This window comes from Elizabethkingia miricola (assembly GCF_001675285.1).
Classification (GTDB): domain Bacteria; phylum Bacteroidota; class Bacteroidia; order Flavobacteriales; family Weeksellaceae; genus Elizabethkingia; species Elizabethkingia miricola.
In genome coordinates this window covers 132,944-149,511 of sequence record NZ_LSGQ01000003.1, presented here as the reverse complement: position 1 = coordinate 149,511, position 16,568 = coordinate 132,944, and the positions used below count along the sequence as shown (strand labels likewise).

15 protein-coding genes are annotated in these 16,568 nt (G+C 36.9%); 7 read left to right on the top strand and 8 right to left on the bottom strand.

Annotated features, from left to right (window positions below; translation table 11 throughout):
- Positions 1-15 precede the first annotated feature (15 nt).
- Entirely contained in the window at positions 16-843 is an 828-nt protein-coding gene (locus tag ATE49_RS03495; protein ID WP_059326033.1) for a TerC family protein, read from the top strand.
- 321 nt (positions 844-1,164) lie between these two features.
- Positions 1,165-2,793, top strand: a complete 1,629-nt coding sequence (locus ATE49_RS03490; protein WP_065081100.1) for an acyl-CoA carboxylase subunit beta — start codon at positions 1,165-1,167, stop codon at positions 2,791-2,793.
- 59 nt (positions 2,794-2,852) lie between these two features.
- Here ATE49_RS03490 and hutH read toward each other — a convergent pair whose 3' ends face one another.
- The 8 genes from hutH to folE all read right to left on the bottom strand — a co-directional run bounded on the left by hutH (position 2,853) and on the right by folE (position 12,161).
- On the bottom strand, positions 2,853-4,346 hold the full coding sequence (gene hutH, locus ATE49_RS03485; protein WP_049037303.1) for a histidine ammonia-lyase: 1,494 nt from the start codon (positions 4,344-4,346) through the stop codon (positions 2,853-2,855).
- A 72-nt stretch (positions 4,347-4,418) separates the two neighbouring features.
- Positions 4,419-4,928, bottom strand: a complete 510-nt coding sequence (locus tag ATE49_RS03480) for a ferritin (protein ID WP_024564743.1) — start codon at positions 4,926-4,928, stop codon at positions 4,419-4,421.
- 78 nt (positions 4,929-5,006) lie between these two features.
- Positions 5,007-5,426, bottom strand: a complete 420-nt coding sequence (locus ATE49_RS03475) for a hypothetical protein (protein WP_045182257.1) — start codon at positions 5,424-5,426, stop codon at positions 5,007-5,009.
- A gap of 100 nt (positions 5,427-5,526) precedes the next feature.
- Complete coding sequence (locus ATE49_RS03470) at positions 5,527-6,510, bottom strand: glycosyltransferase family protein (protein ID WP_065081099.1); 984 nt, start codon at positions 6,508-6,510, stop codon at positions 5,527-5,529.
- Between the two features lie 127 nt (positions 6,511-6,637).
- Complete coding sequence (locus ATE49_RS03465; protein WP_065081098.1) at positions 6,638-7,099, bottom strand: hypothetical protein; 462 nt, start codon at positions 7,097-7,099, stop codon at positions 6,638-6,640.
- 123 nt (positions 7,100-7,222) lie between these two features.
- The gene (locus ATE49_RS03460) at positions 7,223-9,877 is read right to left on the bottom strand and encodes a 4-alpha-glucanotransferase (RefSeq protein ID WP_065081097.1); all 2,655 of its coding nucleotides are present in this window, start codon (positions 9,875-9,877) and stop codon (positions 7,223-7,225) included.
- A 10-nt stretch (positions 9,878-9,887) separates the two neighbouring features.
- Positions 9,888-11,351, bottom strand: coding sequence for a cysteine--tRNA ligase (gene cysS / locus ATE49_RS03455; protein WP_065081096.1), 1,464 nt, complete (start codon positions 11,349-11,351; stop codon positions 9,888-9,890).
- Positions 11,352-11,495: 144 nt separating this feature from the next.
- On the bottom strand, positions 11,496-12,161 hold the full coding sequence (folE, locus tag ATE49_RS03450) for a GTP cyclohydrolase I FolE (RefSeq protein WP_034867868.1): 666 nt from the start codon (positions 12,159-12,161) through the stop codon (positions 11,496-11,498).
- A 193-nt stretch (positions 12,162-12,354) separates the two neighbouring features.
- Between folE and ATE49_RS03445 the strand changes: the two genes are divergently transcribed.
- From ATE49_RS03445 to pyk, 5 genes are read left to right on the top strand one after another with little or no spacing between them, the layout of a single operon-like run.
- Positions 12,355-12,594 carry an acyl carrier protein gene (locus ATE49_RS03445; RefSeq protein WP_002976354.1) on the top strand — a complete coding sequence of 80 codons (240 nt, stop codon included), beginning with the start codon at positions 12,355-12,357 and terminating at the stop codon, positions 12,592-12,594.
- 26 nt (positions 12,595-12,620) lie between these two features.
- On the top strand, positions 12,621-13,868 hold the full coding sequence (gene fabF / locus ATE49_RS03440) for a beta-ketoacyl-ACP synthase II (RefSeq protein WP_034867870.1): 1,248 nt from the start codon (positions 12,621-12,623) through the stop codon (positions 13,866-13,868).
- Entirely contained in the window at positions 13,868-14,638 is a 771-nt protein-coding gene (locus tag ATE49_RS03435; RefSeq protein WP_034867872.1) for a ribonuclease III family protein, read from the top strand. Before fabF ends, ATE49_RS03435 begins: the two co-directional genes overlap by 1 nt.
- Positions 14,610-15,080 carry an IPExxxVDY family protein gene (locus ATE49_RS03430; protein ID WP_009085607.1) on the top strand — a complete coding sequence of 157 codons (471 nt, stop codon included), beginning with the start codon at positions 14,610-14,612 and terminating at the stop codon, positions 15,078-15,080. The genes ATE49_RS03435 and ATE49_RS03430 overlap by 29 nt, the downstream gene beginning before the upstream one ends.
- The gene (gene pyk / locus ATE49_RS03425) at positions 15,073-16,518 is read left to right on the top strand and encodes a pyruvate kinase (protein ID WP_034867875.1); all 1,446 of its coding nucleotides are present in this window, start codon (positions 15,073-15,075) and stop codon (positions 16,516-16,518) included. The genes ATE49_RS03430 and pyk overlap by 8 nt, the downstream gene beginning before the upstream one ends.
- Positions 16,519-16,568 lie beyond the last annotated feature (50 nt).

Genomic DNA, 16,568 nt, shown 5'->3' with positions numbered 1-16,568 from the left:
ACCCAAAAAATTAATATGGATTTCCTGAGCGTTTTCGCTTCTACAGATGCATGGGTTGCATTACTAACACTAACATTTTTAGAGATTGTTCTAGGTATTGACAATATCGTATTTATCTCTATTGTATCTTCCAAACTAAGTCCTAAAGACCAGCCTAAAGCCAGAAATATAGGTTTGGGATTAGCAATGGTTTTCAGAATAGCCCTTTTATTTGGAATCAAATGGGTACTCAGTCTGAATTCAGTTTTACTGGAAGTTAACCTCAGTTGGTTTCATGGTAAAATAACCGGACAAAGTATTATTATCTTCCTTGGCGGACTCTTCTTACTTTATAAGAGTGTAACAGAAATCCACCATAAATTGGAAGGAGAAGAAGAGCTGAAAACAGAAAATACTAAAAAAGTAGGACTAAACAGTGCTATTGTACAAATTGCTCTTCTTAATCTTGTCTTCTCTTTTGACAGTATCCTTACCGCTGTTGGCCTTGTAAGCTTTAAAGAGTTTGGGGAAACCGGAGCTTTATCTATTATGATTCTATCCGTTATTATTTCAATTATAATTATGATGGCATTTGCAGGACCTGTTAGTCATTTTGTAAACAAACATCCAACTATACAGATTCTGGGACTATCTTTCCTTATTCTTATCGGTGTAATGCTTCTTGCAGAATCATCCCATCTTGCCCATGTTGTAATATTCGAACAGGAAGTTGGTGTAATACCTAAAGGTTATCTTTACTTTGCTATTTTCTTCTCACTTGCTGTAGAATTTATCAATATGAAACTCCGAAAAGGCACTAAACCTGTAGCTCTGAAAAACTCCGAGACTATAGACAAACTATAAAACTAAAAGCTTCAGAATTTCTGAAGCTTTTTTTAATAAAAAAAACCCCGGGTACCTTATCAGTACTCGGGATCTTCAAATAATAAACTATTAAAAAAATAAACTTAGGAATTGATCTTTATTAAGACACAACTCATGAATTACCTCTTACCGTAACTCATTTCCTATATGCAAAGTTATTCAAAACACGATCCATATGCAACAGAATAAAAGTTAAAATATATTAAAATAACATATTGTTTATCAATAATTTAAAACACTAAAATCTATCATTTCAAAATCCTCTGAAAAAGCTTATATTTAGAGGATAAAATAAACCCAATGGACATAGAATTCAATAAAAGAGAAGATCAGAATAAATTAAAACTTTCAGAAATTAATCAGGTACTGAACCAGGTAAAAAAAGGAGGTGGTGAGAAACGTCTGCAAAAACTTCGTGATGAAGGTAAGATGACTGCCCGTGAAAGAGTTGAATATCTTCTGGATAATATTGAAAACGCTATTGAAATTGGTGCTCTTGCCGGTTATGAGATGTATGCCGAACATGGAGGATGTCCTAGTGGCGGTGTAGTGGTAATGATGGGGCATGTTTCAGGACGCCAATGTATCGTTGTTGCCAACGATGCTTCTGTAAAAGCCGGAGCCTGGTTTCCGATTACCGGGAAAAAGAACCTGCGGGCACAGGAAATAGCAATGGAAAACCGTTTACCAATCATTTATCTGGTAGATTCTGCCGGTGTATATCTTCCTATGCAGGATGAAATATTTCCGGATAAAGAACATTTTGGACGGATTTTCCGCAACAATGCTAAGATGAGTTCCATGGGAATTGTACAAATTGCTGCAGTAATGGGAAGTTGTGTAGCTGGTGGTGCTTATCTTCCAATTATGAGCGATGAAGCGATGATTGTGGATAAAACCGGAAGTATATTTTTAGCAGGAAGCTATCTTGTAAAAGCTGCTATTGGTGAAAATATAGATAATGAAACACTAGGAGGAGCCACAACACATTGCGAAGTATCCGGTGTAACTGATTATAAAGCTAAGGATGATAAAGATGCTTTAAACCGAATTAAAAATATCATGAAATCTCTTGGTGATTATGATAAAGCAGGGTTCGACAGAATTGAACCTGCACAGCCAAAAGAGAATCCCGATGATATCTTTGGAATTATGCCGGCTTCCAGAGCGGAGCAATACGATACATATGATATTATTAAGAGACTTGTTGATAACAGTGAGTATGAAGAATACAAACCAGACTATGGCAAAACCATTGTTTGTGCTACAGCAAGAATTGATGGCTGGTCAGTAGGTATTGTTGCCAATCAGAGAAAACTTGTAAAAAGCGGAAAAGGCGAAATGCAGTTTGGCGGTGTAATCTATTCTGACAGTGCGGATAAAGCGACTCGTTTTATCGCAAACTGTAACCAAAGAAAAATTCCGTTGGTGTTTTTACAGGATGTTACAGGTTTTATGGTAGGATCCAAATCTGAACATGGTGGTATTATAAAGGATGGAGCTAAAATGGTGAATGCTGTTTCTAATTCTGTAGTTCCTAAATTTACTATCATTACAGGTAATTCTTTCGGAGCTGGGAATTATGCGATGTGCGGAAAGGCTTATGACCCTCGTCTTATAGCAGCATGGCCTTGGGCTGAACTGGCTGTAATGGGAGGAGCACAAGCTGCAAAAGTTTTATTACAGATTCAGGAGGCTACATTAAAAAAACAAGGAAAAGAACTTTCCGCTGAAGAACATCAGGAACTTCTGGACAAAATTACTCAGAATTATAATAAGCAGACTCAGGCTACTTACTCAGCTGCCAGATTATGGACAGATGCTATTATCAATCCGCTTGATACCAGAAAATGGATTAGCATGGGGATTGAAGCCGCAAACCATTCCCCTATTACAGAGAAATTCAACCTGGGTGTTATTCAGGTTTGATCAGATAATTTGTGATTAAATAAAAAAGACATCCGTTTGGATGTCTTTTTTATTTCTTATTATATATTCACATTGAATTTTCTTTCTCTTATAAGATCTGCAATTGCCAGAATATCTTTACCGATTTCACGGTCATTTTCCAGTTTTGCAACTTTAGTACGAATCAGATCGTAAGCTTCTTCTATAATCGCTGAAGATTTCAAAGGTCTTCTGAATTCTAAGCCCTGAGCAGCAAACATTAATTCAATCGCCAGAATATTTTCGAGGTTACCTAAAACCTGATTGAATTTTCTTCCACTGATACTTCCCATAGATACATGGTCTTCCTGACCCAAAGAAGTTGGTACACTGTCTGCAGATGCAGGGAAACATAATGTTTTGTTTTCCGTAACCAATGCTGCAGAGGTATATTGTGGAATCATAAATCCGGAATTAAGACCCGAACTTTCAACCAGTAATTTTGGAAGTCCATATTTACCTTCCAGCAATAAATAACTTCTTCTATCAGAAATATTCCCCAATTCGGCAGCTGCCAATGTTGCATAATCTAATGGTAAAGCAATTAGCTGTCCGTGGAAATTTCCTCCGGAAATAGCTTCTTCATCGCTAACTACAATTGGGTTATCGGTTACAGAGTTCAATTCGGTTTCTATAGCACTTTTCAAATGAAGCCATGCATTGCGGCTTGCACCGTGCACCTGTGGTACGCAACGGAAAGAATAAGGATCCTGAACACGATCGCAATTTTCGTGATTTTTAAGATTTTTAGAACCTTTCAAAAGCTTAGTCATTCTTTCAGCTACTTTCTGACTTCCTTCAAATGGTCTTATCTCATGCAATTCCTTTTTGAAAGGGCTTGCCGATCCCTGATAAGCTTCCAGGCTCATCGCTGCTGCAAGATCTGCAAGATCCAGCAGATATTTCATTTTATCTAAACCTGCAACACCATGTGCCAGCATAAACTGAGTTCCGTTAATTAAAGCCAATCCTTCTTTTGGTCCCAGTTTTAATGGTTCAAGATTGTGCTGGTCAAGAACTGTTTTAGTTTCTTCAATTTGGTCACCGTTCCATACCTTTCCTAAACCTAAAAGAGGTAATACCATATGTGATAAAGGTGCTAAGTCTCCGGAAGCACCTACAGATCCTTGCTCCGGAATTACCGGAATGATATCTTTCTCCACCATAATCTGAAGCCTTTCCACAACTTGTGGAGAGATTCCGGAAAAACCTTTGGATAAAGCATGAATCTTTGCCACCATCATTATCTTAGACAATTTCTTGTCGATAGGCTTTCCTACACCTACGCTATGACTGATAATAAGGTTATGTTGTAACTGAGAAATCTCGTCATCAGAAATTTTGGTATCGCATAAAGGACCAAAGCCGGTATTAATTCCGTAAACAGTTTTTCCGTCTGCAATGATTTTCTTTACATTATCCTGCGATTTTTTAACCTGCAACATTGCTTTCGCAGACATCTCTGCTTTTTCAGGAGCATCTATAATCTTAATAATGTCCTCATACTGAAGGTAATCTACACCGTAAGTCTTCATAAATTTTATTTTGCTTAAATTTAAGAAAATCAGGCATACTAAAAAAAATAAACCGCCTTTCGGCGGTTTATTTTATGCTTCTGCATCAGCGTTAAAGACTCTCTGTCCCAATTCCTGATCAAAAAGATACAGGGCCGATGGATTATCCTTTACCATTTTAATTTTTGAAACATATTGTGAAGCTGTTGCTTCCTCCTCTACCTGCTCATTGATGAACCACTGTAAGAAAGATGTTGTTGCAAAGTCATTTTCCTCAGTTGCAACTTTTACAATATTAAAAATGCTTTTGGTTACTTCCTTTTCGTGAGCTAATGCCTTCTCGAAAATATTCAGTGCATCAGCAAACTCACTTGGAGGAGCCGGAATAGTCTGTAAAATTACTTTTCCACCTACATCATTAAGGTAATCAAACATTTTATCAGCATGCATTAACTCTTCTTTAGACTGAACTCTGAAATAATTAGCCAGTCCTTCAAGATCCTGAGTTTCAAACCATGCAGACATTGCAAGGTAATATTGTGCGGCATACTGTTCTTTAGCAATCTGCTCGTTAATTAAAGATTCAACTTTTGTACTGATCATAGTTTAGATATTTGTATCAAAAATAAGGAAAATAAAAAAGAGCGAAAAATTCTCGCTCTCTTATTTTAAATGATATTCTTACATGTTTTTTGATTTCTCTTTGTAAGCTTTCATCCTGTTCTGACGTTCGGCTTTTTTCTGAGCTTTTATATCATTCCACTTAGCATACTGTTCCGGAGAAAGAATTTTTTTCATTTCAGCATCATTCTGCTCTTTCTTAGCTTTCATTTCCTGCTTCATGTTTTCTCTGTCCGTTTTACGTTCAGCCATTTTTTGCTTCATGTCGGCAGCATTTCTTTCATGCAGTGCTTTAATTTTATTTTCCTGATCGGCAGTCAGATTAAGATCTTTCTTCATCTGATCCCAGTTTTGTTGACGCTTTTGCATCATTTCCTGTCTTTTAGCCTGGCGGTCAGCCTTCATTGGTTCAGTAGTTTGTTGTGCAAATGCGAATCCTGTAGCGCCCATTAGCAATAGGCTGAAAACTATTTTTTTCATTTTGTTCTGTTTTTATATTATTGAATTGTATGTATTTGATAAAAAAAAGAGAGTCCTGTTAAAGGACCCTCATGTTATTTATCGTTAAAAAAACAGAATTTTAGTTAAAATAGCGCTCAAACATATTCCCGACAATACTTTTTGTTTCATCCGGATAGGAAACTTTGATTACATCCGAATCGAAAATCCATTCATCCAGCTTTTTTTCCCAATCCGCAGTTGTCCAAATAACCGGCACTCCCATTTTTTCCATTGCCAAAGCATTGCACTGTTGCTCAAACTGATTTTTCATAGGAACAGAAAGTAATTTCTTTCCCAAATACAAGGCTTCAGCAGGGCCTTCAAATCCTCCACCGGTTAACAGTCCTTTACAGGTTTCTAAGGATTTATTAAACAGCTCATTATTCACAGGGGTTACTTTTATATTCTCTTTTTCATATGCCTGAGATGAATGTTTAGAAAAAATATGCCACTCCTTATCCTTATATTTCTGAAGCTTATTAATAATAAAATCGTCGTTATAGGCAGGAAGATAAATTGTATAATGTCCCTTGTCCGCGGGATTCAGATTTCTGATCTCGTTCCTTATAACTGGCGTATGGATAAAATCATCATACTTTTCAAAATGAAAACCTATCTGATAAGTGGTTGGTGCATAATTTTTCAGAATCAGTTTTCCCCAATGGAAGCCCTCTGTCATAGGTGTTTTATTTGACAAGAAAGAAGACTGATGGCTCAGAGCAACACTCTTTATACGCTTTCTTTTGCACGCCCATGCTGTGACAGGCTCGAAATCGTTGATAATTGCATCATATTCTTGCAACGGTAAGTTTTTAATATCCGATATAAAAGCTTTTGTATTGAACCTGTTCCATGTTTCCCGAAAATCGACTCCTCCCTTTTTTCCAAAGACAAATCCAAAGCCATTTAGCTGGTATTTTATGGAATAGGGCAAACCTACATCCGCCTGAGTACCACTAATAAGAAGATCTACATCTCCATATTGCTGTAAAATCGGTATCACTTCTCTCGCACGGCTTACATGCCCGTTCCCTGTACCTTGTATCGCATACAAAATCTTCATCTTACGAAGATAAATACATTTCTTAATGTGATGTTTTTTGCTAACAAAATTTAACACAGAAACAAATAAAAAACCGGAAGATTTCTCTTCCGGTTCTTTTGATTGATAATCTCTTTCTGCCTTTTAATTAATCATCATGATCTCTTCGGCCCCATCCTCTTCCCTGGTCATTGTCGTTATCACGATTTTTACGATATTGTTTCCACTGTTTTTTATAATACTTGTCTCTTTCTTTGTAGTATTTTTTATCGTAGTTTTTACCGTAGATCCATACTGGATTTTGCCCTCTGTAATAACGATCGTAGAAACGTTTATATTGTGCAGGCGTCATGATGCGCTCCATTTCTCCATAACGGTCTCTGTACCATCTGTCTGGTGTACCTCTGTAAACACGATCCCAGGAATCATAGTTTGGATAGCGGTTATTTAGTAAATCAATAGCTGCTATCTGTCTTCCGTTAAGGCCTAAATAAGAAGCAACATCCCTCCAGTTGATAGAAGAAACACTTCCCCTGTAGTCGTCATAATAATTTTGTGAAAAGCCTAGTGCAAATACTCCTAGGGCTAATACTGTTAATAACTTTTTCATAATCAATTTTACTTTAAAGATGCATACCCAAAAGCGTACCATTTTTTACATAACGGTTTTGATTACAATTTGTTATTTTCAGTATACGATATTCGAATTAAGAAAAATCGGGATGTAAAAAGATCATCTTCCGGAAGCGTTCACCCAATTAGCTATCTTTTGATTAAAACTTTTATTTTTTAATAAATCTTCTAATCCGATATGCATTCTGTACCTCCAATAATGAGGAAAGATTGCAGGAATATTAATTCTTTCTGCATTTTCATCCGGATTCTGAATATCTTTATCTGTTGCAAAAAATTCCTGAATCGGGAATATGGCCAACATTGCCTCTGTATGCAAATGTTGTTTTATAATGATCTCTGCCAGATAAGGTGCTAACTCTTCAGGAGCTTTACCATTTTGGTTCAGCTGCTCATTATAATATTTTTGGATAAGCACACGATCCTCTTTCCACCATTGCCTCAATGTACTGGTATCATGTGATGACGTTGTAACTACATTGAGATAAGTTGCATTTTTGGGGTTATAAAAAGCAACATTTTCCTTGGGAGAACGCTGTACTTTCAATGCTAAAATAGCAAGATGGTCCATGACCTCCGGTACTACTTCCGGCACAAGTCCTAAATCTTCTCCACAAATAAGCATATCAGTTGCCTGCAATAGTATGGGCAGTTTGTCCATTGCATTTTCTTTCCACATTTGATCCTGACGATGGAAAAAATAATTGATATACAGACCAAATAGTTTACCTTTTATTTCTTCTTCAAGATATTGGTATGATAAGGTTTTTGAAAGATTAAATCTTGGATGATAAACGATTCCTTCTTCTGTTTCTTCTTCCAGAAAAAGCACATTTGCCAGCAGATAATACAATTTATCTTTAATCTTCAGCGAATCATCGTGCTCTTTAAAATAAGCCTTTATTTTTTTCTGCGTATCATATTCAGGCCTGAAATGATAGAGTTTTTTATCCTTTATTAAAAAAGTATTAATCCCATCATTTTTTAGATCTCCTAATACATGCTGAAGAATTTCATCATTGATAAAAGGTTTGCAGTACCTGTCACGATCGAACCAGATCTTCTTATCTTCCAATTCTTCTGTAGTTACCGGAATTGCAGGATAAAAGCTACCCAGTATTCCCTGTACTGCAGATACCGGCATTCTCCATATTCTAAAGAAACCTAGTATATGATCTATGCGCATGGCATCGAAATATTGGGATAAAGCAGTAAATCTGTTTTCCCACCACTGATAGCCATTTTCTTTCATGACTTCCCAGTTATAAGTCGGGAATTCCCAATTTTGCCCCAGATCCGTAAATTCATCCGGTGGAGCTCCTGCCTGAAAGTCCATACCAAATAATTCAGGTTCTGTCCAGGCTTCTACACTATGCCGGTAAATTCCAATAGGAAGATCACCTTTTATTGCCAGTCCTTTACTATGTATATAATCTATAGCTGCTGTTAATTGTAAATGCAACTGGTATTGCACCCAGATATGGAATATAGCGGTAGTATAATCCGGATGATCTGAGTCTAAAAATCTGTTTGCCTCTTCAGCATTATAAACTGAAAGTTTTTTCCATTTGCTGAAATCTGGTGTTCCGTATACATCTCTTAATGTACAAAACACAGCGTAAGCATCTAACCAGTTTGAGTTTTGTTTACGGTAGTTCTGAAAGTTTTTATCTACAAAGATATTGTCCTGATTCTCGCTGAATATAACTTTCAGATATTTCAGCTTTCCACTCATTACGGCCTCATAATCTACCTGAGACAACAAATTCAGTCGTTTCTTTTCGCTTTCATATTCTTCTTTTAATGCTTCTGAAAGTGGATAAGTTAAATCATCTAACGACAAATATTGTGGATGGAGTGCATATACCGAAATTGCAGCATAAGGATAACTATCTGTCCACTGATGGGTAGCAGTGGTATCATTAATCGGCAGAATCTGTAACATTGATAGTTTTGTCTGCGCTGCCCAGTCTGCAAGCAGTTTAAGATCTGCAAACTCCCCTACTCCAAAGCTATTTTCTGAACGTAATGAAAATACAGGCACTGCTACTCCTGCCGCTCGCCACAATTTTTCTACAGGAAATTTGAAATAATGATCATGCAGAACATTAAGAGTTTCCGGATTCGGAGCTGTCCGAACTTTACGGTTTGATCCGTTTTCATAGACGATCTCTCCTGTTTTGATATTGAGAATTGCATATTTATACTCAACATATATATTATCCGACAAATCAACAAATACCTCCCATGTAACAATATCTGTCTGATGCATCTCTATACAATGATCCAGATCCCAGTTTCCCAATTCTGATGCACTTCCCAGAAGTACAACTTTTTCATCCTTATTATATAAAGGAGCCTGAACAGTGAAAAGATGACTCTCTTTCTGTTCAGGCTGTATTTTTTGAAATTCCCTACCTTTTAAAGCATTCTGAATTATCTTATTATTAAGATAATTCTCAGGAAAATTTTTATTATTCCATGAATCGAAAATACAATAGCTATCAAATGAAGGATATGTGCTAAGCAAATGTCCGTTCATTTCTTCATTCAATATTCTCCCGGCTACATCTTTTACCAAAAAATGGTATTCGGCATCACCTTCTTTTATTTCTTTACCAAAACGCCAGATACTGTCGTAGACATAGTCCAGTTCTTCTTCCGATACTTTCCCTGTCCCCAGTTCTTTTATTTTAATGAAAAGGCTCTCTCCTATAGCTGTTCTGTAGTGAATATTGAATTGTATTTTCTTCATTCCGGATGATCTAGTTAATCGTATAAGATGTCCCTTCTCTTCCGTCTTTTAGTTCAATACCTTTCTCCAGAAGGCGGTCCCTTATCTGATCCGACAACTCCCAGTTTTTAGTTTTTCTTGCCTGATTTCTCAGTTCAATCAATAACTGTAATGTTTCATCCAGTTTATCACTTCCCGTTTCTTCTGTTATCGTTTGTAATCCCAGCACATCAAATACAAAAGCGTTCAGCTTTTCTTTTAGCAATGCAAGATCTTCTGCTGTAATTGTTTCTTTCCCATCTTTAAGAAGGAAAATCCATTTCACAGCTTCGAAAAGGTGTGATATAAGTATTGGACTATTAAAATCGTCAACAAGTGCAGAATACGCTTTATCAAGCCATTCCTGAACATTAATTGTAGAAACATCAGATGCTTGAATTTCATCTAATATTTTTACAGCATCCATCAGACGGCTAAAGCCTTTTTCACTCGCCAGCATTGCTTCATTGGAAATATCCAGTACACTTCTGTAGTGCGCCTGCAGGAAGCAGAAACGCAATACACTTGGATGGAATGGCTTTTCGAAGAAATTATTATTCCCGGTAATTAACTCCATTGGCAGAATATAATTACCTGTAGATTTACTCATTCTTTGCCCATTCATCGTTAGCATATTAGCGTGCATCCAGTAGTTTACCGGCTCTGTACCATTGCAAGCTTTCCCTTGAGCGATCTCACATTCGTGGTGTGGGAATTTAAGATCCATTCCGCCACCGTGAATATCGAACTTATCTCCAAGATATTTAGTACTCATTGCTGTACATTCCAGGTGCCATCCCGGAAAACCTTCTCCCCAAGGAGAAATCCAACGCATAATATGTTGTGGAGATGCTTTCTTCCAAAGTGCAAAATCCTGTGGATTTTTTTTCTCGCCCTGACCATCCAAATCACGAGTATTGGCAAAAAGCTCTTCTATATTTCTGCGGCTTAATTCCCCATAGTTTAGGCCTCTTGCATTATATTCCAGAACATCGAAATAAACGGATCCATTGCTTTCGTAAGCAAAGCCTTTTTCAATTAACTTTTTTGTCAGTTCAATTTGCTCGATGATATGGCCTGTTGCCGTTGGCTCTATTGTAGGCGGGAGCAGATTGAATTTCTTTAGTACTTCATGAAAATCGACTGTATACTTCTGTACAATTTCCATTGGTTCTAATTTTTCCAGTCGGGATTGTTTAATGAAACGGTCATTATCTATATTACCATCATCAGTTAAATGCCCCGCATCTGTAATATTTCTTACATACCTTACTTTATATCCCAGAAATTGCAGGGATCTATATATAAAGTCGAAGGAAAGAAAAGTTCTTACATTTCCTAAATGGACATTACTATATACTGTAGGTCCGCAGACATACATTCCAACGTTTCCGTCCAATATAGGTTTGAAGTCTTCTTTTTCTCCTGTAAGCGAGTTATATATTTTAAGTTGCATTATTTATAATGTTGTTTAAAGTGAAAGATTAAAATGATCTTGTTGTAGTTTTCTGCCAATATAATTACTATTTGCCACAACAAATAATTGTAGCAAGAAAAATTCGGTTCGAAACTTTTTTAAATTTTATCATTTTATATTACTTTAATCCAGTTTTGCATGGCTTCCTACATAGTGAAGGAATTCCTGTCTTGTAATAGGGTTTGTTCTGAAAATACCACTTAGTTCTGCAGTAATTGTTGAACTTGCTGTATCTTTTATACCTCTGCAATTTACGCAAAGATGTCTTGCATCTATAATACAGGCTACATCTTTAGTTCCCAAAGCTTCCTTCATCGCTCCTACAATCTGCATTGTAAGACGCTCTTGTACCTGCGGACGCTTTGCATAATAATCTACAATCCTGTTGATCTTGGAAAGTCCGATTACTTTACCATTAGATATATAAGCTACGTGAGCTTTCCCTATTATAGGAAGAAAATGATGTTCGCAAAAAGAATAAACAGTAATATCCTTTTCTACTAACATCTGTCTATATTTATATTGATTCTTAAAAGTAGATATTCCGGGTTTGTTTTCAGGAAGTAATCCACCAAAGATTTCATTGACATACATCTTCGCTACACGCTTAGGCGAATCTTTCAGACTATCGTCGGTCATATCCAGTCCAAGTGTTTCCATTATCTCACTAAAAAGACCTTCAATCTTCTGAACTTTTTCGTCTGTAGACAGCTTAAAAGCATCTTTTCTTAGTGGTGTATGTTGATTTCCGTCGTAAATATCATCATCATTATCAAAAAAATCATTCATTCTGTAATATTTTCAAGCAAAAATAATGAATAAAATCAGGATGAAAGAATCCAGATTAAATTTTAAATAATTCGTTTTTAGAACCTTAATTTTTCAAACCACGTAAATCATCAAAATTGAGTAAAAAAATAGCAAATGATTCGATTTTTTATATATTTGCAGTTGGATTAACAATTTTTAAAATACATTTACTATGTCAGACATCGCATCAAGAGTTAAAGCTATCATCGCTGATAAGCTAGACGTGGAAGAAACTGAAGTAACACCAGAAGCTAGCTTCACTAACGATTTAGGAGCAGATTCTCTGGATACTGTTGAGTTGATCATGGAGTTCGAAAAAGAATTCAACATTCAGATTCCTGATGACCAAGCTGAAAAAATTACAACAGTAGGACACGCAATCGCTTATATTGAAGAAGTAGTCAACAAATAATTGTTGAAGAACATTAAAGAAAATTTATGGAATTAAAGAGAGTAGTAGTAACTGGCTTCGGGGCCCTTACACCGATAGGAAATAATGCAAATGAGTACTGGGAGAGCCTTGTAAAAGGCACAAGTGGAGCAGCGCCGATTACTCTTTTTGATTCCACTAATTTTAAAACTCAATTTGCCTGTGAGGTTAAAAACTTCGATCCATTAAACCACTTCGATAAGAAGGAGGCTAAAAAAATGGACCGTAACTCGCAATTAGGGCAGGTTGTTGCACGTGAGGCGATTGCTCACAGCCGTATTATTGAGGACAATGTAGACAAAGACCGTGTAGGTGTTATCTGGGGATCCGGAATTGGCGGACTTGAAACTTTTGAAACTGAAGTTTTAGGGTATGCTGCTTCAAATAGTATCCCAAGATTCAATCCTTTCTTTATTCCTAAAATGATCGCCGACATTACGCCGGGGAATATTTCTATAGAATTTGGATTCCATGGTCCTAACTATACTACAGTTTCAGCTTGTGCTTCTTCTGCCAATGCAATTATTGATGCTAAAATGCTTATTCAGCTAGGCAAAGCGGATGTTATTGTTTGCGGAGGATCTGAAGCAGCTGTAACAGCTAGTGGTGTAGGTGGCTTCAATGCTATGCATGCGCTTTCAACAAGAAATGACGATCCTAAAACAGCTTCCCGTCCATTCGACAAAGACAGAGATGGTTTTGTACTGGGTGAAGGAGCAGGATGTATCATTCTTGAAGAATACGAACACGCTGTAAAAAGAGGCGCTACAATTTATGCCGAACTACTGGGCGGAGGTCTTAGTGCAGATGCTCACCACATGACAGCTCCACATCCGGAAGGATTAGGTGCTTATTTAGTAATGAAAAGATGTCTGGACGATGCCGGAGTTACTACTGATGAAGTAGACCACATCAACATGCATGGTACTTCTACTCCATTAGGAGACATTGCGGAATCTCAGGCAATTGCTAAATTATTAGGTGAACACGCATTTGATATTCAGATCAATTCTACTAAGTCTATGACGGGGCATTTATTAGGTGCAGCCGGAGTTATAGAATCTATAGCAGCTTTAGGCACTATTATCCACGGAATTGTTCCTCCAACGATCAATCATTTCACAGATGATGAGAGACTGGACAGCAGACTTAACTTTACTTTCAACACAGCAGTGAAGAAGGAAGTGAATATTGCAATGAGCAACACTTTTGGATTTGGAGGGCATAATGCCTGCGTTTTATTCAAAAAGATTTAATGGAGATTAAAAGCTATTTTTCCAATCTTTTAAAAAAACGAACCAAAACTTTATCCGATAAAGATAAAAATTTTAAAGCCGCCATTAACAGACTGGTGGGCTACAAAGTGAATGACCTTAGATTATTCAAAGAAGCCTTCACTTTAAAATCTCCGAACACCACAAAAGAAGCCTTCAACTACGAAAGATTAGAATATCTGGGGGATGCTGTATTAGGAAGTATTGTTTCCTGTCACATTTTTCATGAATATCCTAATGCCAATGAAGGTTTCCTTACACAGATGAAATCTAAAGTGGTAAACCGTAAAAATTTGAATGCGCTGGGAGAGCGTCTGGAGCTTACCAGATTTTTACAAAACAAAGAAGAGAATACCACTTTGAGTGAAAATATCCACGGTAATCTTTTCGAAGCATTAGTTGGCGCTATTTATCAGGACATAGACTATGATAAATGCAGAGAAATAATTCTGGGCCAGCTTCTGACTAAACAGGACATCCTTAATCTGGAAAATAAGATTATCAGCTACAAAGGATTATTACTGGAGTGGGGTCAAAAGCAAAAAATTCACCTTCGTTTCGAAACTACTGAAGAGAACTATGTCAACAAGACTGTTCATTTCCGTAGCAGCGTATGGATGGAGGACAGACAAATTTCCAATGCATCCGAAGCTTCCAAGAAAAAAGCTGAGGAAAAAGCTGCACAGCGGGCTTACTACGCATTGCAAAAAAAAGAAAACATTAATGGCGAAAGTAAAAAAAATACGCCTTGATTTTGATGATGACGAAGCTATAACCGTCGGGCTTATCCGCTTGACGAAACCTGTTTCATATCATCAGTTTTTTTTTGACATTAATCGTTGTAACGAATTCCAATTTCACAGAACAGAAGACTTTATCACCCAAAACGGATTAACAGAATATGAATTCTTGTCCATGCAGGGTTATGATAAAGGTGAAAAAAACTGTTATCAGATAATAGCTAATAAATCCTTCAAAAAGGAAGAAAACACGCCGTCTAACCTCTTCGAGGGTTTGCAGGAGATACATTATCTGCTGGAAGAACACCAAGATGTCGATTTCTTAATAAAAACTCAGGATTCGTTTCCCGATTTTTCCTTAATTTTGTTTCCTGAAAATGTGATCTTTCCAATTCAGGAATATCAAATTCAACCTGAAGAATTAATATACCAATATATTCAAGAAAATGAGTGAATATCTAAAGAAAACTAAAATTATTGCAACCCTTGGGCCTGCATCCTCCAATAAAGAGACAATCCTGCGCATGGTACAAGCCGGAGCAGATGTTATCAGAATTAACTTTTCACATGCTGATTACGATCTGGTAAAACAAAACATTAACCTTATTCGTGAGATTAATGCTGAATATGGTTTCTCTACTTCTATTTTAGGAGACCTTCAAGGACCAAAGCTTCGTGTAGGTGTTGTAAAAGAGGGTTCTTACCTGAATCCTGGAGACGTACTTACCTTCACAAATGAAAAAGTAGAAGGTGACTCTACAAAAGTGTACATGACATATGAAAGATTCCCGTTAGATGTAAAAGTAGGAGAAAGAATCCTTATCGACGACGGAAAGCTTGTTTTAGAAGTTATCGACACTAATGGTAAAGACACTGTTAAAGCAAAAACAATACAAGGAGGCCCTCTAAGTTCAAAGAAAGGGGTAAACCTTCCTAATACCCAGATATCTCTTCCTGCATTGACTGAAAAAGATATTCAGGACGCTAACTTTATCTTAGATAATGAATTCGACTGGATCGCACTTTCATTTGTACGTCATGCACAGGATATCATAGATCTGAAAGAACTTATTTCTAACCACCCGAACGGAAAATTATTCCGTACACCTATTATTGCTAAGATTGAAAAGCCTGAAGGTGTGAAAAATATCGACGAAATTCTTGCTGAATGCGACGGTATAATGGTGGCACGTGGAGACCTTGGTGTAGAGGTTCCTATGGAAGAAGTTCCGTTAATTCAGAAGAAGCTAGCTGAAAAAGCAAGAAAGTATTCTAAGCCTGTAATCGTTGCAACCCAGATGATGGAAACAATGATCAACAGCATGACTCCTACAAGAGCCGAGGTAAATGACGTTGCAAACTCTGTATTAGACGGAGCAGATGCGGTAATGTTATCTGGAGAAACATCTGTGGGTAAATACCCTGTAGACGTTGTAAAAACGATGGCTAAGATTGTAAGCAACATCGAGAATACTCAGATGTACAGTACAAGAAATGAGCCTATAGAAAAGATTAACTGTGTAGACGACCGTTTCATTACAGATTCTGTTTGTTATTCAGCTGTAAGAATTGCTGAGAAAACAGATGCTAAAGCGATCGTAACACTTACCTATTCTGGTTATACAGCATTTCAGATTTCATCTCACAGACCGAATTCTCACATTGTAGTATTCAGTTCTAACAAGCGTGTTCTTACAATGCTAAACCTTCTTTGGGGTGTAAGAGCATTCTTCTATGACATGAAAAAATCTACTGATGAAACCGTTATTCAGGTTAATATGCTTACCTGGAACTATGGCCTTGTAGAGCAAGGAGATTTTGTAGTTAACCTTAACGCGATGCCGGTTCACGAAGGTGGAAAAACAAACACACTTCGTTTAACGACAATCTAAGAAGACCTATCCTTTTATATACAATCCCTGTCAGCAGACAGGGATTTTTT

What these genes read in the sequence shown, in the direction of transcription:
- ATE49_RS03495 (WP_059326033.1), top strand. Translation starts at nt 16, where the DNA reads ATGGATTTCCTGAGCGTTTTCGCTTCTACAGATGCATGGGTTGCATTA.
- ATE49_RS03490 (WP_065081100.1), top strand. Translation starts at nt 1,165, where the DNA reads ATGGACATAGAATTCAATAAAAGAGAAGATCAGAATAAATTAAAACTT.
- hutH (WP_049037303.1), bottom strand. Translation starts at nt 4,346, where the DNA reads ATGAAGACTTACGGTGTAGATTACCTTCAGTATGAGGACATTATTAAG.
- ATE49_RS03480 (WP_024564743.1), bottom strand. Translation starts at nt 4,928, where the DNA reads ATGATCAGTACAAAAGTTGAATCTTTAATTAACGAGCAGATTGCTAAA.
- ATE49_RS03475 (WP_045182257.1), bottom strand. Translation starts at nt 5,426, where the DNA reads ATGAAAAAAATAGTTTTCAGCCTATTGCTAATGGGCGCTACAGGATTC.
- ATE49_RS03470 (WP_065081099.1), bottom strand. Translation starts at nt 6,510, where the DNA reads ATGAAGATTTTGTATGCGATACAAGGTACAGGGAACGGGCATGTAAGC.
- ATE49_RS03465 (WP_065081098.1), bottom strand. Translation starts at nt 7,099, where the DNA reads ATGAAAAAGTTATTAACAGTATTAGCCCTAGGAGTATTTGCACTAGGC.
- ATE49_RS03460 (WP_065081097.1), bottom strand. Translation starts at nt 9,877, where the DNA reads ATGAAGAAAATACAATTCAATATTCACTACAGAACAGCTATAGGAGAG.
- cysS (WP_065081096.1), bottom strand. Translation starts at nt 11,351, where the DNA reads ATGCAACTTAAAATATATAACTCGCTTACAGGAGAAAAAGAAGACTTC.
- folE (WP_034867868.1), bottom strand. Translation starts at nt 12,161, where the DNA reads ATGAATGATTTTTTTGATAATGATGATGATATTTACGACGGAAATCAA.
- ATE49_RS03445 (WP_002976354.1), top strand. Translation starts at nt 12,355, where the DNA reads ATGTCAGACATCGCATCAAGAGTTAAAGCTATCATCGCTGATAAGCTA.
- fabF (WP_034867870.1), top strand. Translation starts at nt 12,621, where the DNA reads ATGGAATTAAAGAGAGTAGTAGTAACTGGCTTCGGGGCCCTTACACCG.
- ATE49_RS03435 (WP_034867872.1), top strand. Translation starts at nt 13,868, where the DNA reads ATGGAGATTAAAAGCTATTTTTCCAATCTTTTAAAAAAACGAACCAAA.
- ATE49_RS03430 (WP_009085607.1), top strand. Translation starts at nt 14,610, where the DNA reads ATGGCGAAAGTAAAAAAAATACGCCTTGATTTTGATGATGACGAAGCT.
- pyk (WP_034867875.1), top strand. Translation starts at nt 15,073, where the DNA reads ATGAGTGAATATCTAAAGAAAACTAAAATTATTGCAACCCTTGGGCCT.